The 16,914-nt window shown below is 50.5% G+C and carries 11 protein-coding genes, 2 tRNA genes and 1 pseudogene; 3 read left to right on the top strand and 11 right to left on the bottom strand.

The annotated features are described in order from the left end of the window. The first annotated feature begins 46 nt into the window (after positions 1-46). On the top strand, positions 47-2,938 hold the full coding sequence (gene leuS / locus A7C91_RS06675; RefSeq protein WP_068666021.1) for a leucine--tRNA ligase: 2,892 nt from the start codon (positions 47-49) through the stop codon (positions 2,936-2,938). 130 nt (positions 2,939-3,068) lie between these two features. On the opposite strand, the gene A7C91_RS06670 is transcribed toward leuS, so the two are convergent. From A7C91_RS06670 to A7C91_RS06620, 10 genes and pseudogenes are all read right to left on the bottom strand, one after another. Beyond that, the gene (locus tag A7C91_RS06670) at positions 3,069-4,271 is read right to left on the bottom strand and encodes a hypothetical protein (protein ID WP_234394324.1); all 1,203 of its coding nucleotides are present in this window, start codon (positions 4,269-4,271) and stop codon (positions 3,069-3,071) included. A 229-nt stretch (positions 4,272-4,500) separates the two neighbouring features. Further along, on the bottom strand, positions 4,501-5,049 hold the full coding sequence (locus tag A7C91_RS06665) for a hypothetical protein (RefSeq protein ID WP_068666017.1): 549 nt from the start codon (positions 5,047-5,049) through the stop codon (positions 4,501-4,503). A gap of 460 nt (positions 5,050-5,509) precedes the next feature. Then, positions 5,510-5,953, bottom strand: coding sequence for a hypothetical protein (locus A7C91_RS06660; protein WP_199919996.1), 444 nt, complete (start codon positions 5,951-5,953; stop codon positions 5,510-5,512). A 325-nt stretch (positions 5,954-6,278) separates the two neighbouring features. Then, a complete protein-coding gene (locus A7C91_RS06655) occupies positions 6,279-7,307 on the bottom strand; it encodes a polyprenyl synthetase family protein (protein ID WP_068666013.1) in 1,029 nt (342 codons plus the stop codon). Between the two features lie 480 nt (positions 7,308-7,787). Beyond that, complete coding sequence (locus A7C91_RS06645) at positions 7,788-9,110, bottom strand: RNase J family beta-CASP ribonuclease (protein WP_068666009.1); 1,323 nt, start codon at positions 9,108-9,110, stop codon at positions 7,788-7,790. Between the two features lie 153 nt (positions 9,111-9,263). Continuing rightward, a complete protein-coding gene (gene fni / locus A7C91_RS06640; protein ID WP_199920132.1) occupies positions 9,264-10,388 on the bottom strand; it encodes a type 2 isopentenyl-diphosphate Delta-isomerase in 1,125 nt (374 codons plus the stop codon). 452 nt (positions 10,389-10,840) lie between these two features. Next, positions 10,841-11,617 (bottom strand): isopentenyl phosphate kinase, encoded by a 777-nt coding sequence (locus A7C91_RS06635; protein WP_068666005.1) that lies wholly within the window; start codon positions 11,615-11,617, stop codon positions 10,841-10,843. Beyond that, positions 11,614-12,618 carry a mevalonate kinase gene (locus tag A7C91_RS06630; RefSeq protein ID WP_068666003.1) on the bottom strand — a complete coding sequence of 335 codons (1,005 nt, stop codon included), beginning with the start codon at positions 12,616-12,618 and terminating at the stop codon, positions 11,614-11,616. The genes A7C91_RS06635 and A7C91_RS06630 overlap by 4 nt, the downstream gene beginning before the upstream one ends. 59 nt (positions 12,619-12,677) lie before the next feature. Beyond that, positions 12,678-13,553: an MEMO1 family protein gene (locus A7C91_RS06625; RefSeq protein WP_068666001.1), complete on the bottom strand. Its 876-nt coding sequence runs from the start codon at positions 13,551-13,553 to the stop codon at positions 12,678-12,680. Positions 13,554-13,588: 35 nt separating this feature from the next. Next, a pseudogene (locus tag A7C91_RS06620) lies at positions 13,589-14,422 on the bottom strand (pyridoxal-phosphate dependent enzyme). Positions 14,423-14,726: 304 nt separating this feature from the next. On the opposite strand from A7C91_RS06620, the gene udp reads away from it, so the two are divergent. Further along, positions 14,727-15,563 carry a uridine phosphorylase gene (gene udp, locus A7C91_RS06615; protein ID WP_068665999.1) on the top strand — a complete coding sequence of 279 codons (837 nt, stop codon included), beginning with the start codon at positions 14,727-14,729 and terminating at the stop codon, positions 15,561-15,563. Positions 15,564-16,469: 906 nt separating this feature from the next. Here the strand turns inward: udp and A7C91_RS06600 are convergent. Continuing rightward, positions 16,470-16,547: transfer RNA gene (locus A7C91_RS06600), tRNA-Gly, on the bottom strand. Between the two features lie 105 nt (positions 16,548-16,652). Between A7C91_RS06600 and A7C91_RS06595 the strand changes: the two genes are divergently transcribed. Continuing rightward, positions 16,653-16,730 (top strand) — tRNA-Arg (locus A7C91_RS06595). Positions 16,731-16,914: the final 184 nt, after the last annotated feature.

The following is a 16,914-nucleotide window of genomic DNA, read 5'->3' as shown; positions in this document are numbered from 1 at the left end:
TTTCCATTCTCAGGCTCTTTTGAAAAAACTTTGAGGAGGTTTAGGCATGGAGGATCTTAACTTCAGGGCTATTGAGGAGAAGTGGCAGAAGCGCTGGCTGGAGGAAAAGGTCTTCGAGCCGAAGAGAGAAGATAAGCCAAAGTTCTACATAACGGTTGCCTTTCCCTACCTCTCAGGACACCTGCACGTCGGTCACGCGAGGACCTACACGATTCCCGACGTCATAGCGCGCTTTAAGAGGATGCAGGGCTACAACGTGCTGTTCCCAATGGGCTGGCACATCACCGGAGCCCCGATAGTCGGAATCGCTGAGCGCATAAAGAACCGCGACCCCAAAACCATCCGCATCTACCACGACGTCTACAAGGTGCCCGAGGAGATACTGTGGAAGTTTGAGGATCCGAAGGAGATAGTCAAGTACTTCATGAAGGCCGCAAGGGAGACATTCATAAGGGCCGGCTTCTCCGTTGACTGGAGCAGGGAGTTCCACACCACCAGCCTGTTCCCACCCTTCAGCAAGTTCATAGAGTGGCAGTTCTGGACGCTAAAGGATATGGGGCTGGTCGTTAAGGGCGCCCACAGGGTTAGATGGGATCCCGTTGTTGGCACCCCGCTCGGCGACCACGACATAATGGAGGGCGAGGACGTTCAGATACTTGAGTACGTCATCATCAAGTTTATCCTGGAGGAGAACGACGAGGAAATATACATGCCGGCCGCTACGCTGAGGCCGGAGACAGTCTATGGCGTAACCAACATGTGGCTGAATCCAGAGGCGATCTACGTCAAAGCAAAGGTCAGGCGCGGCAATAGGGAAGAGACCTGGATAATCAGCAAGGAGGCAGCTTACAAGCTCTCCTTCCAGGACAGGGAAATTGAGGTCATCGAGGAGTTCAAGGGCGAGAGACTCATAGGTAAGTACGTGAAGAACCCCATAACGGGCGACGAGGTCATAATCCTGCCGGCTGAGTTCGTTGACCCTGACAACGCCACCGGAGTTGTTATGAGCGTTCCTGCTCATGCCCCCTTCGACCACGTGGCTTTAGAGGATTTAAAGAAGGAAACCGAGATACTGCTGAAGTACGACATCGACCCGCGTGTGGTTGAGGAGATAAGCTACATCCCGCTGATAAAGCTTGAGGGCTACGGCGAGTTCCCGGCGGTTGAGGAAGTTGAGAAGCTCGGTGTAAAGAGCCAGAAGGACGATGAAAAGCTCGAGGAAGCCACCAAGAACATCTACAAGGCAGAGTACCACAAGGGAGTCTTCAAGATTGAGCCCTACGCAGGCAAGCCCGTTCAGGAGGTTAAGGACCTAATAGCAAAGGAGCTCCAGGAGAAGGGCATCGCCGAGATAATGTACGAGTTCGCCGAGAAGCCGGTCATTTCAAGGTTCGGCAACCAGGCGGTCATCAAGATAATCCACGACCAGTGGTTCATCGACTACGGAAACCCCGAGTGGAAGGAAAAGGCGAGGGAAGCTCTAGCCAACATGACGATTTACCCAGAGAGCAGGCGCACACAGTTCGAGGCGGTAATAGACTGGCTCGACAAGAAGGCCTGCGCGAGGAAAGTTGGCCTTGGAACACCACTCCCATGGGATCCGGAGTGGGTAATCGAGAGCCTGAGCGACTCGACCATCTACATGGCCTACTACACCATAAGCAGGCACATCAACAAGCTGAGAGAAGAGGGCAGGCTCGACCCTGAGAAGCTCGACAGGGAGTTCTTCGACTACCTGTTCGGGGAGGAGTTCAGCGAAGAGAGGGAGAAAGAGCTGGCTGAGAAGACGGGCATTCCCGCGGAGATAATCCACGAGATGAAGGAGGAGTTCGAGTACTGGTACCCGCTCGACTGGCGCTGCTCGGCGAAGGACTTAATCCCGAACCACCTCACGTTCTTCATCTTCAACCACGTGGCGATATTCAGGAAGGGGCACTGGCCGAGGGGCATAGCCGTAAACGGCTTCGGAACGCTGGAAGGCAAGAAAATGAGCAAGAGCAAGGGGAATGTGCTGAACTTCATTGATGCAATAAACGAGAACGGCGCAGACGTTGTGAGGCTCTACATAATGAGCCTAGCTGAACACGATAGCGACTTCGACTGGCGCAGGAAGGAGGTCGGCAAGCTCAGAAAGCAGGTCGAGAGGTTCTACGAGCTGGTAAGCGAATTTGCTGAATATGAAGCAAAGCCAACTGAGCTGAAGGACATCGACAGGTGGATGCTACACCGCCTGAACAAGGCCATTGAAGGAGCCACCAGGGGACTGGAGGAGTTCAGAACAAGAACAGCAGTGCAGTGGGCGTTTTATTCAGTCCTGAACGACCTACGCTGGTATCTAAGGAGAACCGAGGGACGAGACGACGAGGCCAAGCGCTACGTCCTGAGAACCCTCGCCGACGTATGGGTCAGGCTTATGGCCTCGTTCACACCGCACATCAGCGAGGAGCTCTGGGAGAAGCTCGGCGGAGAGGGCTTCGTGAGCCTTGCAAAGTGGCCCGAGCCAAATCCGGAGTGGTGGAACGAAACAATAGAGCTGGAGGAGGAGTACGTCAAGAACCTCATCGAGGACATCAAGGAGATAATCCGCGTGGCAAAGATAGAGGATGCAAAGAGGGCATACATCTACACGGCTCCAGAGTGGAAGTGGCGCGTTGCTGAGGTCGTCGCTGAAAAGAGGGACTTCAGGGAAGCAATGTCCGAGCTCATGAAGGACCCGGAGATGAGGAAGCACGGCAAGGAGATAAGCAAGATGATACAGCGCCTGATAAAGGACAGGGCTTTTGAAATCAAGCGCATCGACGAGGAGAAGGCCCTGAGAGAAGCCAAGGACTTCATCGAGAAGGAGCTTGGCTTAGAAATAATCATCAACCCAGAGGTGGACAAGGGCGGAAAGAAGAAACAGGCAATGCCCATGAAGCCGGCTGTGTTTGTTGAATAAGTTTTCTCTTTTCTCTGTTTTCACACTCTCAAATCCAGAGAACGCTGTATGTCGACCTCAAGCATTACACAAGTTCCCAAGACAAAAAGCAAAAAGAAAAAGGAAACACAGTGTTGTTATCAAAGCCCCATCACTTTCGGTTTATAAACCACGGGTACATCTCGACGGTGAACTCAATTGGTGGAGCATCAACACTCTTTTCTTCGTGTAAGATAACACAGCCCCCATAACGCAATCCGCAGACACGAGCTGAATCTTCATAAAAGAAGGTAGATTTTGCCTGTATTCGGATATCACCCTCATGGAATGGAGTTCCTGACTCAACGTGAACTAAAACAACCGGGTGAGATATGAAAATCTGCCCCCAAGCTGGGGAATCGCCGAACCATTCCCTCTTTTTGAGGTCGTAGAACTCGAATTGGATCTCTGAATTTGGATCAATGTCATCTGTGTACCACTTAAAAGTCAATCCCTTGGTGTAACTTTCGCTGAAACCTGCCTGTGCATTGGGCAGGGGTCTTCCATTGACATCAATACCCCCATTAAGACCCCACGTTATAACGGGGTTAGATGATGGCCCGCTTCCCTCAGGCCTGAAATTTCCAAGACCTATAAACGCATGGTGGGTGTTCAACACAGTTACTCTCTCCTTGACTTCCTTAACTGCCACTTTAAAGTTTCCCGGAAAATCCTTTTCCTTCGGGACTTTGGCTTCATGAGTTAAGTATACATAATAAACGTATTGTCCGCTGGTACTCAAAGTCACCCAGAAGTCCCCGCCAATCTCATTGTACACCATAACGGTATCTTTTTTCAATGTTTTGACTTCCAATGATGTCCGTATAGACCGTATTCCTCCAATATACTTCCAGTTCCTTGATGGTTCATCCGCAAGGGCGCCCGTTACTTCAAGGGACATGTCTCCAAATTTACTGGCCTCAGAGTAAAAGCTCCTCGTGAGGGTCTCAACATCAAGATTCCTATCCTCCTGCCCAAAGTAGTACAGAGGAACATAGGCACCCGTTGGAAGACGTCTGAGCGCAATTCCAACAAAAGTTGCGTTATTGAACTCGCCAAAGTCTATGCGGAGGGTAAGCTTGTCCTGGTATCGTTGAATGAACAGCTCTGCTGAACGAAGGCTAGACTTACCCGTAAAGGTTTTCACTATGATATTTCCTGTGTTGGGAGGTAAACTTGGAACTTGAATGTTTTTATCCGTTGACATGTTCATAGGACTTCCCGTTATGGCAATGTTTGGAATATCTCCAAGCGTTCCCACCATCAGCAGTCCAAGGATGACTGCAAGCAGGGACCTCCACTTCGTTGAGCTCACCTCCGATAATGTTTTGCAAGATGATTACGAATTTATATATTTATAAACTTTTCTTTTTTAAAGTAAATTTGAAGCAATTGTAAAGAATTACTATTGACACGGACATGATAACCAGAGAAAACCGAGATAACAATTCAGAGCATTATAAAGCACGTAAACAGGAGTAAATACCGCTGAAGTCGGCGGTGTTTGGGAAGTGAGTTCGAGATTATTTCCTCCTCTATTTTTTCTACGTTCTGTTTGCCTCCTGAAGTAACCTCCGGCATTCTTTATTCATATCACTCAATCCTTGGATGATGTTCCCATAGGTTGGAGGATAAACGCGGGTGAAGTTTATTATTGTATCGAGGCCGTTAGAGGCAAGAAGAACGTCCTCGTGAGTCATGTTCTCGCTTTGGACTGTGTAGTACACCACTTCGAGAAGCTCCACACAGTCCCCACCGGAAGGAAAAAGGCTGTCATTTTCATATCCTAACCAGGCACCCAAGTGATCGACATCCCTTTCCAGTCCCGAAAGTGAATATTTTGTATTGTTCAATTCAATGAGCAAGGCAAGTTTGGATTCAGTATCGAGGGGAGTGTCCATAAGGGCATTCGTTAGTTTTGCATGACGCCTTAACTCGAAAATTTCATGTATAAACTGAGAAGTCACAAGAGTTTCCTTTATACCCTTCTGTTCTTCTCTCAAACGCTCGTTTTCATGTGAAACTGACCAAAGCTGTGCAATCAAAAGAAAAATAATGAAAAGGTACAATGCATCCCTTACCCCAAGCTTCATAGTATCACCCATGTGTTACGTTGATATATTGGTATATTAGTGTTTATAGTCCTCACCTTTGTGGCATAAATGTATTCCCAGTAAACTGGAACCTTGTAAAATGCATAAACTGGCGCCATGCAGCGTCCCTTTCTTGGTATTCTATTATGACACCCTCAACGTTTATTCTATTGCCCGTATCCGATAATTCAACATTGTCAAATATAAATCTAAATGAATTAGGGGAGCCTCAGAATCCGGGATAATTAGTGACAAGGGATTAGGAACCGTTCTGGTTACCCGCTACTTTTGGGACACGTAGTTGATGATTTCCAGCCTCCACTCATTGGCTGGCGTTCGGGGAGCGAGAGCACATCTTCAGTCAACAGCCCCCATTCGGGCTTACAACCCCACATACCGAGTTACATCACTACCTATCCTCCAAACGAAAAACAAAAATTACCAAATATTTCACTCGTTACTACCTACGAAACAGCCCTATGTACCAAGTCAATAAGCCAAATCCCCACTTTAGCGAATTAGGGGAACTTGGCTGGGGAGGTATATCTATAGGTCCAGCGATCCGATACACCCAGTCATACACTGTGGAAGTCCATGGTGCAGCAATACCGATTTCTATCGGGTCATTGTAGTTCCCAAGTGTGAGCGGAGTTCCCATGCTAACTAATGAAAAAGAAGTTCCTCTGTCAATGTACTTCCCCTCATCCACGATTTTGATTGCCACCTTGTAGTCACCATAATCGTTTATATTGGTAGGTCCTTCGAATATGCACCTTACCCAGATATACCACTGCTCATCATATGGTTCCACCCACTGATACGTAACTATAATGAATTCATCATCACTACGGATCACACTCTCAGTACCACCTAAAGCAATAACTTCAGAGTCTCTTGGCTTCAAGATTTTGACTTTAGAGATGTGACAAGAGGCAACCAGTAGTTTTTGTCAATGTCTGCAGTAGGCAAGTTCATTGAGTCAAGTATTCTCACAAGTTTCATGTTAGTGGTTTTAATGCATACACCCCACCATTCGAATCTTTAAGGAAAAGTTCTATTGTACCATTTTTGTATACGTTCCCCTGCAAGGCAAAGAGGGTATCTTTTTAAAAGACGAGAAAAAGCGCGCCGAACTTCCGGAGCGGTGGGATAGGGCCTACGAGAAATGGAAAGCTGGTGCGGAGCATCCGCCTGTGGGGTGGGTTCTGGCAGAAAAAGAGGAGTAAAGCTCAGAACTCCCTCTCAACCAGGAACTCGGCGAGGAGCTCCAAGTCTTTCCTCGCTTCACTCTCGGGAAGGATCTTCAGGGCATCGTTTGCTTCCTTCACGAGGTTCTTGGCGTATTCTGCTGCGTAGTCTATGCTACCGTACTTCTTGAGAAGTTCTATCGCCTTAGCTACTTCCCCTTTAACGTCCTCATGAATCAGCGCGTCGCCCTTTGCGTCACCAGCGTACTTGCCAAAAACTCTCATAAACTCAGCCCTGTCCTCTTCGCTGGCGTTCTGGAAGAAGTGAGCAACTATGAGGGTCTTCTTGCCCTTTCTTATGTCGCTTCCCACAGGTTTTCCGAGCTTCTCCTCGTCCGCTATGATGTCAAGAACGTCGTCCCATATCTGGAAAGCTATTCCAACGTTCCTGCCCCACTTAGAGAGCGCCTGAATGTACTCCTCGTTGTCAGTTCCAATGATAGCACCTATCGTTGCGGAGCCATCAAAGAGTGCTCCGGTCTTGCCACTTATCATCTGGAGATATTCATCAACGGTGACCTCTTCCCTCGTCTCGAACTCGATGTCGAGGGTCTGTCCCTCGCACAGCTCGTTGGAAGTCTGAACGAGGACTTCCAAAATCCTCACTTTCTTCTCGGGACTGACCTCTGCCCTGGCAACAGCCTCAAAGGCCTTGCTGAAGAGCAGGTCGCCAGCCAAAATCGCCATGTTGATGCCCCAGACCTTATGGACGGTCGGTCTTCCGCGCCTGAGCTCGTCCATGTCCATTATGTCGTCGTGGACGAGAGAGTAATTGTGTATAAGCTCGACCGCAGCCGCGGGATAGAGTGCTTTGATTGGATCCCCGCCAACGGCCTCGGCCGCGCGGAGAACGACAAAGGGCCTGACGCGCTTTCCTCCCGCGAGCGGATAATGTCTGGCAGCATCGTAGAGCTTCCTCGGTTCTCTCTCCGGAATGAGCTTGAAGAGCACATCATCAACGCTCTTTGCCATCTTCTTAACCCTTGCAAACAGCTCATCGTACTTCGTCATTCTATCACCTCGCGAGCGATGAGAGCATGCCAAAGGGAAAAAGGGGTAACTCTTTATCAGTTTTACCCTCCCGAAAGCCTTATCCTTTAGGGCAGGGATGCGGTAGACTCCCCAAGGAACAATTTAAGAATCGAAACCATTAAATACTTTTCAGAGTAATAGGGCCTCAACGAGGCCACTCCAAAACAACCCGAGGGGGATGGGTTTCAACTATGCTCCAGCCCTTGCTGGAGCTGACGCCGTTGGGCGTCCTCTCAAAAACCTCCTTCGAGCGATAAAAGGTTGGGGTGGCCACCAAGCGATAACCCTGATCCCGCTTGGGCGGGTAGGGGTGATGGGCCTAAGACCGGGCCCGCGGGCTAAGACCGAAAACGGCAACGGGAGTAGGTGATGGACCCGTAAACCGATGAAAGCCTTGAAGGGTTGGGTTATGACGCCCAAGAGGAACCCCAATCCCTTAGGGCAAAGAGGAAGTCAGCCCTACTTAATATCCACAGTGTAGCCGTTGCGCGAGACGAAGACATCCCTGCCTATAAGGTAGCCCTCCTCCTCGGCCAGCTCAGCGTAGTAGGTGAGCATCCTAAAGTCACCGTGGCCAGGGACTATGTTCTCTGGGTTGAGCATTCTCAGCAGGTAGCGGTGGTCCTCCCTGCTGGCGTGGCCTGAAACGTGGAGATCCTTTATCATCCTAACGCCCTTCATCTTGAGCTTGGTTTCGAGAACGTAGCGCTGGGCCCTGTTAAGGGGGTTGGGAATGGTGCCGGCGGAGAAAACAACGGTATCGCGCTTGCCTATGTCGTAGAGCTCCCCATTTGCTATCCTGGTTAAAACGGCACCAGGTTCACCCTGATGGCCGGTGACTATTAACAGGTAGTTCTCCCTTGCCTGGGAAACCTCTTTTAGAACCTTCCTGACCGCGTTTGGGCTCCTCACGGCCTTGGCTCCCTTCATTTTGATGAGACCAAGCTGCTTGGCTATGCCCGTGTATTTGGCCAGGGAGCGGCCAACTAAGACAGCTTGCCTGCCCATCCTGTTGGCTATCCAGATGAGCTCCTGAAGGCGTGCTATATGGCTGGCGAAGGTTGTGGCTATCAGTCCGTCAGATTCCATGCCTTCATAGAGGAAGAAGTCCTCGAGGAGCATCTGAGCAACTGCTTCGCTCGGCGTTTTGGTGGGTTCAGCAACGCGCGTCGATTCGGGGATAAGAACCTTGACACCTTCCTTCCCAAGCTCTTTAAGCCTGTCGTAATCGGGCCTCTCGCCGAGAGGACTGTTGTTGTCGAACTTAAAATCTCCTGTGTGGACAACGGCGCCTTCAGGCGTGTGAACTACAACAATGGCAGCTTGAGGGATGGAGTGGGTAATCTGAACGAACTCAATAGCTAAGTTCTCGCTCACCTGGACTATCTCGCCGTATTCTGTCTCGTACATCGGGTTCTTGACTTCGAAGTACTGCTCGCTCTTGACCTCGCTCTTGGCGAGCTTTATGGTGTAGGGAGTTCCATATATCGGCACGTCTGGATAATGGGGAGCGAGCTTGCCGACGGCACCTATGTGGTCGAGATGGCCGTGGGTAAAGGCTATCGCGACGACTTTCTTGTTCCTGATTGGTGAATCGTCAGGAATAGCCCCAAGCTTCTGGAGCTCCTTCGTGGGGAACTGCTGAATGTTCACATCCTCATGGATGAGGACGCGGTCTAGCCTGATTCCCATATCGATTATAACGACCTCTCCGTTGTATTCGACGGCGGTCATGTTTTTACCGACTTCCTCGTAACCGCTGAGCGTGTAGATCTTTATCATACTCTTTCCTCCTTCGGCCTCTAAGCTCATAAGAGCATAAGGCCCCGTTGGAGAGAATAGGCCAGGTGAGTTTAAAAATGTGTGCATCGAAGAGGAGGGCGTCAAGAACGTAGACACCGACTAGACACAACCTAAAAACGTGAAAACGGAAGGTTAAATCCGCCTGTCCCGCAGGTAAGCAGGCAGGTCAATCCTCTGCTCGAGCCACTCCCTTGTGAAGCCTGTTATGACAAGTGGAACCCTCCTCAGCTCCTCGACGTTTCTGGCACCGACGAGGAACATGGTGTTCCTTATCTCCTCGATGTAGCGCTCCAGCACCTTGATGACGCCCTCGACGTCGCCCTTAACCGCTGGTCTGAGCAGTGGTAGGGCAACGCCGGCGAAGGTGGCTCCCATCGCTAGTGCCTTCGCCATCGTTATTCCGTCGCGCATTCCTCCCGTGGCTATAATCGGCAGCTCGGTGGCGTATCTGACTTCAGCCACGCTTATGGCGGTCTTTATGCCCCAGTCCCAGAACTTCAGGGCCAGGTTTTTGCCCATCTCATCCTTGGCACGGTAGTACTCGACACCGCTCCAGCTGGTTCCGCCGAGACCGCCGACGTCAATCGCGTCTATTTCAATGCTCTCGAGCCTTATCGCGACCTCCATCGAGACGCCGGCACCAGTTTCCTTGGCGATTATCGGGTAGGGGAACTCCGCCTTCAGCTCGGCCAGGGCCTTCAGCACTCCGCGGTACTGTGTGTCTCCCTCGGGCTGGACGCTCTCTTGGAGGGGGTTCATGTGTATCGCCAGAGCATCGGCCTGAATGGTTTCAACTGCTTTAAGAGCCTCCTCTATACCATAGCGTCCCGGCATTGTCTCGGCGAACTGTGGCGCGCCGAGGTTGCCAACGAGGAAGACGTCGGGAGCAACATCTCTAACGTAGTAGCTCTCCCAGGTTTCGGGCTTTCTAATCATGGCCCTCTGGCTTCCGACGCCTATGGGGATGTTCAGCTCCTGAGCCGCCTTTGCCAGGGTCTTGTTTATCTTTCCGGCGAGCTGAGAGCCCTTCGTTCCGCCGGTCATGCCGGCTATCATTATCGGGTAGTCAAATTTCCTGCCAAGGAATTCGACGCTGAGGTCGATTTCATCCTTGTCTATCTCAGGCAGGCTCATGTGGACGAAGTGTACGTCCTCAAAACCATTGCTGACATGAGCCTGAACGTTCCTCTTAAGGCAGTACTCTATATGCTCGAACTTCCTGATGATCGTGAGCTCTTCCTTATCGAAAACTGCCACATCCACCACCTGAAGAGAAAGGGAAGAGGGAGGTTAAGAGGTTTTTGGAAGGCCCGTCTCTGGTTCACCGTTGTTCATGAGTAGAGGTACGACCAAAGCTTCCCAAAGAGTATGCTCGCGAGAGCGTATTTGGAAAAGTAGAAGGAATCATACGGATCAGTAGAACTGGAATCATTAACGGGAGACCGTTCAGGAAGAGCCGATGAGGAGCAAAAGCGAGAGTGCAAGCCTGTGCCGGAGCTTTTCTTGATTGAAAGCCAAAGCCGTTGGGAGAGTCAGGAAAAAACCTCGGAGTAGCAGTGGAGTTCCGTAAGCGGCGTATTCAGCCTCGTAGGTCTCCCACAGCGGATAACCTGCTACCCTAAGAATGATTCTTGGTGGAAGAGATAGAAAAAAGTTGCAACGGCTTCAGAAATTAGAAGAGATAGAAAAGCAGTTGCCGTTTCTCCACCTCACGGCATAATTTTCGTCCCAGTTCCCCCTCCAATGATCGCGCCGCTCAGCCTTCCGGAAACTTTGCCATTTACAAACCAGACCTCTGAAAACTGGGCTATCTCCTTCGTCTCCCTGAGCTTGTTAGCTATGCCGCCTGTAACGTCTATTCCAGCCGAGCCAGAGAGTCTCTCGATTAGCCTGTCAATCTCCCTGACCTTGAGCTCCCATATGAGACTTCCTTCGTCAGGCTTGCCGTCATATATCCCATCCACGTCCATGAGGAATATCACCTTGCTCGGCCTCAGCATCTTTGCCAGGTAGGTTATTATCTGGTCGCCCGAGAGAATATCTATGCCCTTCTTCAAATCCACGGCAACATCGCCGAAGAGAACTGGGATTAACCTCAGCTCGATTAGCCTCTTGAGAACCTCTACATTACCATAGGCGACTGAGCCACCCTCGGTTATGAAGACCGAGGACGTAGAGACCGAGAAGGCCGGAAGGTTTTTCTCTAGGAAAATGTTGATTATCTTCTCGTTAAGCTCCAGCATAGCCTGATGAGTTTTTGAGAAGCCAATGCGCTTACTCTCTGGATTCGGCTCGATGCCCTCCCTGAGGTTGTACTCCTTCGCGAGGGGATGACCGTAGCTCCCGCCGCCATGGACGATAATGAAGTTCTCCTTTGGATAGAACTGGGCTATCTCACTCGCTATCTGGCTCACGACGTCCTCGTGGAAAGACTTCTCCACATTTTTGTCACTTATAACACTTCCACCAAGCTTGACAATTATCATGGAAGAACCTCCTCTATCCTCAATCCTTCATCGCTGATTTTAGTTATCATCGGCGTTCCTCCGGCGATGGTTATGGCAGTTGCCACCTCACTCTGCTTCCCAGGGGCGAGGGCGTACATGCATCCGCCTCCTCCAGCGCCGGTTATCTTCACTCCTAGCGCTCCGGCCGTTCTGGCAGCGTAAACAAGCTCGCTGAGCTTCTTGGTAGAAACGCCTAGGGCATCGAGCAGGCCGTGGTTGATGTTCATGAGCCTGCCAAGCTGGACAAAGCGGACTTCATCGTCGAGCTCAGAGAGGAGAACTTCCCTTGCCTTGTCCACTATCTTACCCATTGACACTAGGATTGGATCGATAACTTCGGGCATCTCCTCATAGGTTTTTCTTACCATCGCGACGAGCTCCTTCGTCGAGCCGCTTGAGCCTGTGTAGCCGACAACTATGGGCAGCTCCATAAAGGGAAGGTGCTCGAACTTACCCTTCTCGTAGTGAAGGAAGCCGCCTATGGCCGAGACGGTGGGGTCTATCCCGCTCGAAGCGCCCTGGACGAGGAGTTCGACTTTGTGGCCAAGTTTGGCGATTTCCTCGTTGCTCAGCTCCAAGCCGAGAAGCCTTGAGACCGCACCAATGGTGGCAACCGCAACGGCCGCTGAGGAGCCCAAACCAGCTCCAACGGGAATCTGTGAGGTTATAGAGACTGTGACCCCATTTCCGTTCTTGTCGGCCTCTTCGCGAACAAGCTCAATCGCCTGTCTGACGTAGCTTAAAACCTCGGCGGCCTTACCGTAGTCGCTCTCGAAGTATATCTCGTCCTCTGAGAAGGAGACTGTCAATCCGGGCACCTTGATGTCCTTGGCCTCTATCTTTATCGCCCCTTTGTTGTTAAACTCTGCCCAGACATAGGTTCTTAGATCTATCGCAGCCGCTATGGCAGGTTTTCCATAGACGACGCTGTGCTCGCCGAATAGGATAATTTTAGCAGGAGCTGATGCGAGAACCCTCATCTCTGACCCTCCAAACAAGAAAAGGGAAGAAAGTTTATGTGGGTTTTGGTCAAACAAGCTCACTTCCTGAAGACTATAGAGGCATAGCCAACTATTGCATCGGTACTCCTGCTTACCTCAAAGCTCGTCGTGTAGTGTAAAAGCTCGGCCTCAAGGGCTCCAGCCAAGCGGGAGTAGACTACCGCAGTTCCAACTCCCCCAGGCCCACATAGGGTATGGCCCATCTTCCTTATCTCGTCGAACATTCCCTTAACGTCGAAGTCGAGGATTTTCTGAATAACCCTGAAGTCCCACTCCTTGACCCTGTGGGGAAGCTCATCCGCCCTGGCTCTAAAGGGAACATAGCCATAGGCCGGACCGTAGTGCATGAAGTCAGTGCTCGCTATAACAACGATGTCCCTGCCGAGTTTTTTGGCGGCCTCGTAGATTGCCTTGCCAAGATCCTCCACAACCTCCTCGTCATGGATGCCAAGGGATATCGGCACTATCCTCACTTCCTTCTCTGCCCTCTCGGCCAAATACTGGATGAAGGGCAGCTGAACCTCAATGGAGTGCTCGTATTTGTGGGCCAGCTCGTCGAGGTCTGCTATTCCAGAGAGCTTCGCTATGGCCTTGGCCATCTCGGGATCGACCTCAATCTCGCCGAGCGGTGTGAGCCATTTACCGCCAGGATAGACCGCTATCGGCGAGCCAAGGCCTGTGTGGTCCGGCCCGATGACTACAAAGGTCTCCGGCAGACCGTCCTCGTAGATGGCCTTAAATGTTCTTGAAGCTGTGTAGCCAGAAAATATGTAGCCTGCATGAGGCACAACACCCGCTGTTATCCTCCTCTCGCTTCCGTGCTCACCCAAGTCTCTGAAGAACTTCTCGAGCATCTCGATGAGCGCCTCACCCTCTGGATAGAAGCTCCCAGCAACGGCAGGATACCTCGCCATATCCATCACCTCCAGGGGGTAATCAACTCGAAAGTTTAAATACCTTGAGTTAGTTTAAGGCCCGAGCCGGTGAGGGGAAGGAGGACTTTCGAACCCTCGGGGACAGAGCCGTCTTTTCTGAGCCTCCACAGGGCGGCCAACACCGTTGCTGATGTCGGCTCAACGATGAAACTCCACTCCCAGAGCCAGCGAATGGCTTCCGCTATTTCAGCATCACCAACGCTCATGCACTTCCCTTCGGTCTCAATTAGTATTTTCCTCATCTCTTCCAGCCTCGGCGGCTCCGGAATGGCTATGCCCTCTGCGAGGTGACTTTTCTCTTCCGAGCGCTTGCAGAGACTCTCGTAGCCGGAAGCCTGAACCGCCACAAAGTGAGGAAGCCTGTCAATCTCGCCCATCTTTTTGAGCTTGTAGAAGCCTTTCCAGAGGCCTATGAAGATGGAACCGCTGCTGGTTGGGACTAAAACGTAGTCTGGAACGCCAGTGCTCTCGTAAACCCCAAAGGCGATTGTTTTCGTCCCCTCGATGAAATATGGATTAAGTCAGTGGGAGACATAGGTGATGCCCCTCCTCTCAGCGAACTCAATAGCCACCCTGTGGACTTCCATCCGCGAACCATCGATGACATGAAGCTCCGTGCCAAGTCTTTTCAAGAGTTCAAGCTTTCCGGAGCTTGTGCGCACGGGCACGAAGATGTGGACGGATATTCCCTCAGCTTTGGAAAAAGCGGCCAGACTTAACGCCGCGTTGCCCGAGCTGTCGAGGACAACCTCAGCCAAACCCTTCTCCATGAGATTGGCAATTGTTACGTAGGTGCCCCTGTCCTTGAAGGAGCCCGTTGGCTGGAGGTATTCAAGTTTGAAGAGCACGTTTACTCCATCCAGGGCAAGCTCCACGATTGGAGTTACTGCCGGGATGATGATAGGTAGATGTCCCTCCGAGATTGGCAGAAAACTCAGGTAGCGCCTGATATCAAAGTGTTCTGCAGGTTTTCCCCAAAGCGTCCGCTTAGGTTCTTCTCCATGAAGAGGGTTCCCCCGCAGTCACACCTCAAGCGAAATTCCTCGGGATACCTGAGCCCACAGCGTGAACATACAAGCACCCGAACCACCCAAGGGTTTTTAGAGGCTTCTTGCTATACATATGTCACATTAAGATAAAAAGGTGATTGAGATGGGTGAGAAGTTCCTATCTGCCGAGAGGCCGCAGACCGAGGAAGGATATCAGTACCACATAGCATGCAAGCCGGGGGACGCTGCAAGATACGTTCTCCTGCCCGGCGATCCCGAGAGAGTTCCGAAGATAAGCTCTCTATGGGATGAGGCTAAGGAGATAGCCTTCCACAGGGAGTATAGGACACACACCGGAAAATACAAAGGTGTTCCAATCAGCGTTACTTCAACCGGAATAGGCGGACCTTCAACGGCAATAGCGATTGAAGAGCTCGCAGCCATAGGGGCAGATACATTCATTCGAGTCGGCTCAACTGGAGCCATACAGCCGGGAATGGAAATAGGCGACCTTATTATAGCGAAGGCAGCAGTGAGACTCGAGGGGACATCGAGGCAGTACGTTAGAATAGAGTACCCAGCCGTTGCCGACCTGGAGGTTACCCTTGCACTAATCGAGGCCGCCGAGACCCTCGGAGTGCGCTATCACACCGGCATAACCGCCTCGACTGACAGCTTCTACCTCGGTCAGGGAAGACCCGGACTGAACGGCTACTTCCCGAGCTTCGCCAAGAACATCCTTGACGACCTCAGGCAGGCCCGGGTCACCAACTTTGAGATGGAAGCGGCGACCCTCTTCACGCTGGCGAACATCTACGGCCTCAGGGCTGGCTGTGTTTGTGCCGTCTTCGCTAACAGAGTGACCAATGAGTTTGGCAAGGCTGGTGAGAAGGAGGCCGCCTTAGTTGCCAGCGAAGCCGTCAAGATACTCTCCGAATGGGATGAGGAGAAGGAGCAGAAAGGCAAGAAAGTGTGGTTCCCGGGATTGAGGAGGCTTTGATTCATTCACCCTCTACTTTTCTCCAAGAAGTGTAACATGTTATAAAGAGCAATAGTTAGTTTTCTAATGCTCTCCTTTATTTTAACCAAAACCACATAAATCGGCTCTTGTGTTGGTAATCCTTTTTTTACAGGTGAGCCACCCAGTTCCTTAGAGTAATTAGCGGATTAAGAGTTACTTTAAATTTCATTTTGCTAGTAAACTGCGAATGAGACTTCACTAAGTCCCATTCAAAAAATGTCCCTAATGTCTTCAAGGTACAAATAATCAACATATCCTAGGTTTTCGTTTTTCTTGCGGTCTTCACCCAAGCGCTTTTCTATCCGGGTTAAGTTTTCAGGTTCCAATAATGTTTTTACAGCATTATCCAAATTATCCCGATAGCAGCTTTCTAGCACAGCTCTGAAAGTTGATTCCAAGTTTAATATCATTAAATAAAACAACACTCTCACACGGTGCTTCTTAAGATCAGAATAGTAAACAAGACCACAATGTTCTTTCCTTCCTTAACAAAATAGACAGTATGCTTCTCGTTGAACAAATCAATCAAATCAAACAATCGCGTATCAGCCGAGATAACGTTTTCTGCCAGAATAAGCCTCATTTCTTTAGCTTTCGTATCATAATAGTGTTTCAAATCTTACAAGACAAACATCATACTCACAATTTTCCAAATTCTCGCGAGGAGAATCCTTATAATATACAAAATCCTTCTTCGGCGTCATTATCCTCTTCACTTGAAGTGCGTCTATCAATGGCTGAAAAGTTGGCGGCAGAATTTGTCCAGAAGAACCCAATGCTTCCACGATATATCACCAAAATAGTTTTGTTATGAAACACAGATTAAACTTTTCAGTAACATTAAATGCGATTTAAACTTCACATCATAACCCCAAAAACAGAGTGTGGTGCGGTGGCCGGGATTTGAACCCGGGCCAGCGGCGTGGCAGGCCGCTGTCCTAGACCAGGCTAGACTACCACCGCACTGTGCGGCCCGTTAGATACTCACCGCTAGGCGCTTTATAAATCTTTCGGTGGCAGAAAAAGGTTAAATTTATAAAGCGTCCTTAAGAAGGTTTAGCGGGCAGTGCCCCGGTGGCCTAGTCTGGATAGGGCGCGAGGCTGCGGACCTCGAGGTCCGGGGTTCAAATCCCCGCCGGGGCGCCATTCTAACAAAACTTCACGCAGGCGAAGTTTGACTAAGGTTGGCATGTCGCTTTTTATAATTGCTGCCATTTCAGTGGGTTTACCTTTTAACTTGCCACTTTTCCATGGTTTTACTGTGAGTGTAACACCCTTCAGGCGTTAAGAAAACATGCAAACTCATTCCAGCCAATTTTGCAGAGCAAAA

This window comes from Thermococcus piezophilus, assembly GCF_001647085.1.
GTDB classification, from domain to species: domain Archaea; phylum Methanobacteriota_B; class Thermococci; order Thermococcales; family Thermococcaceae; genus Thermococcus; species Thermococcus piezophilus.
The sequence above is the reverse complement of the archived record's forward strand: the minus strand, read 5'-3'. Positions and strand labels throughout refer to the sequence as shown.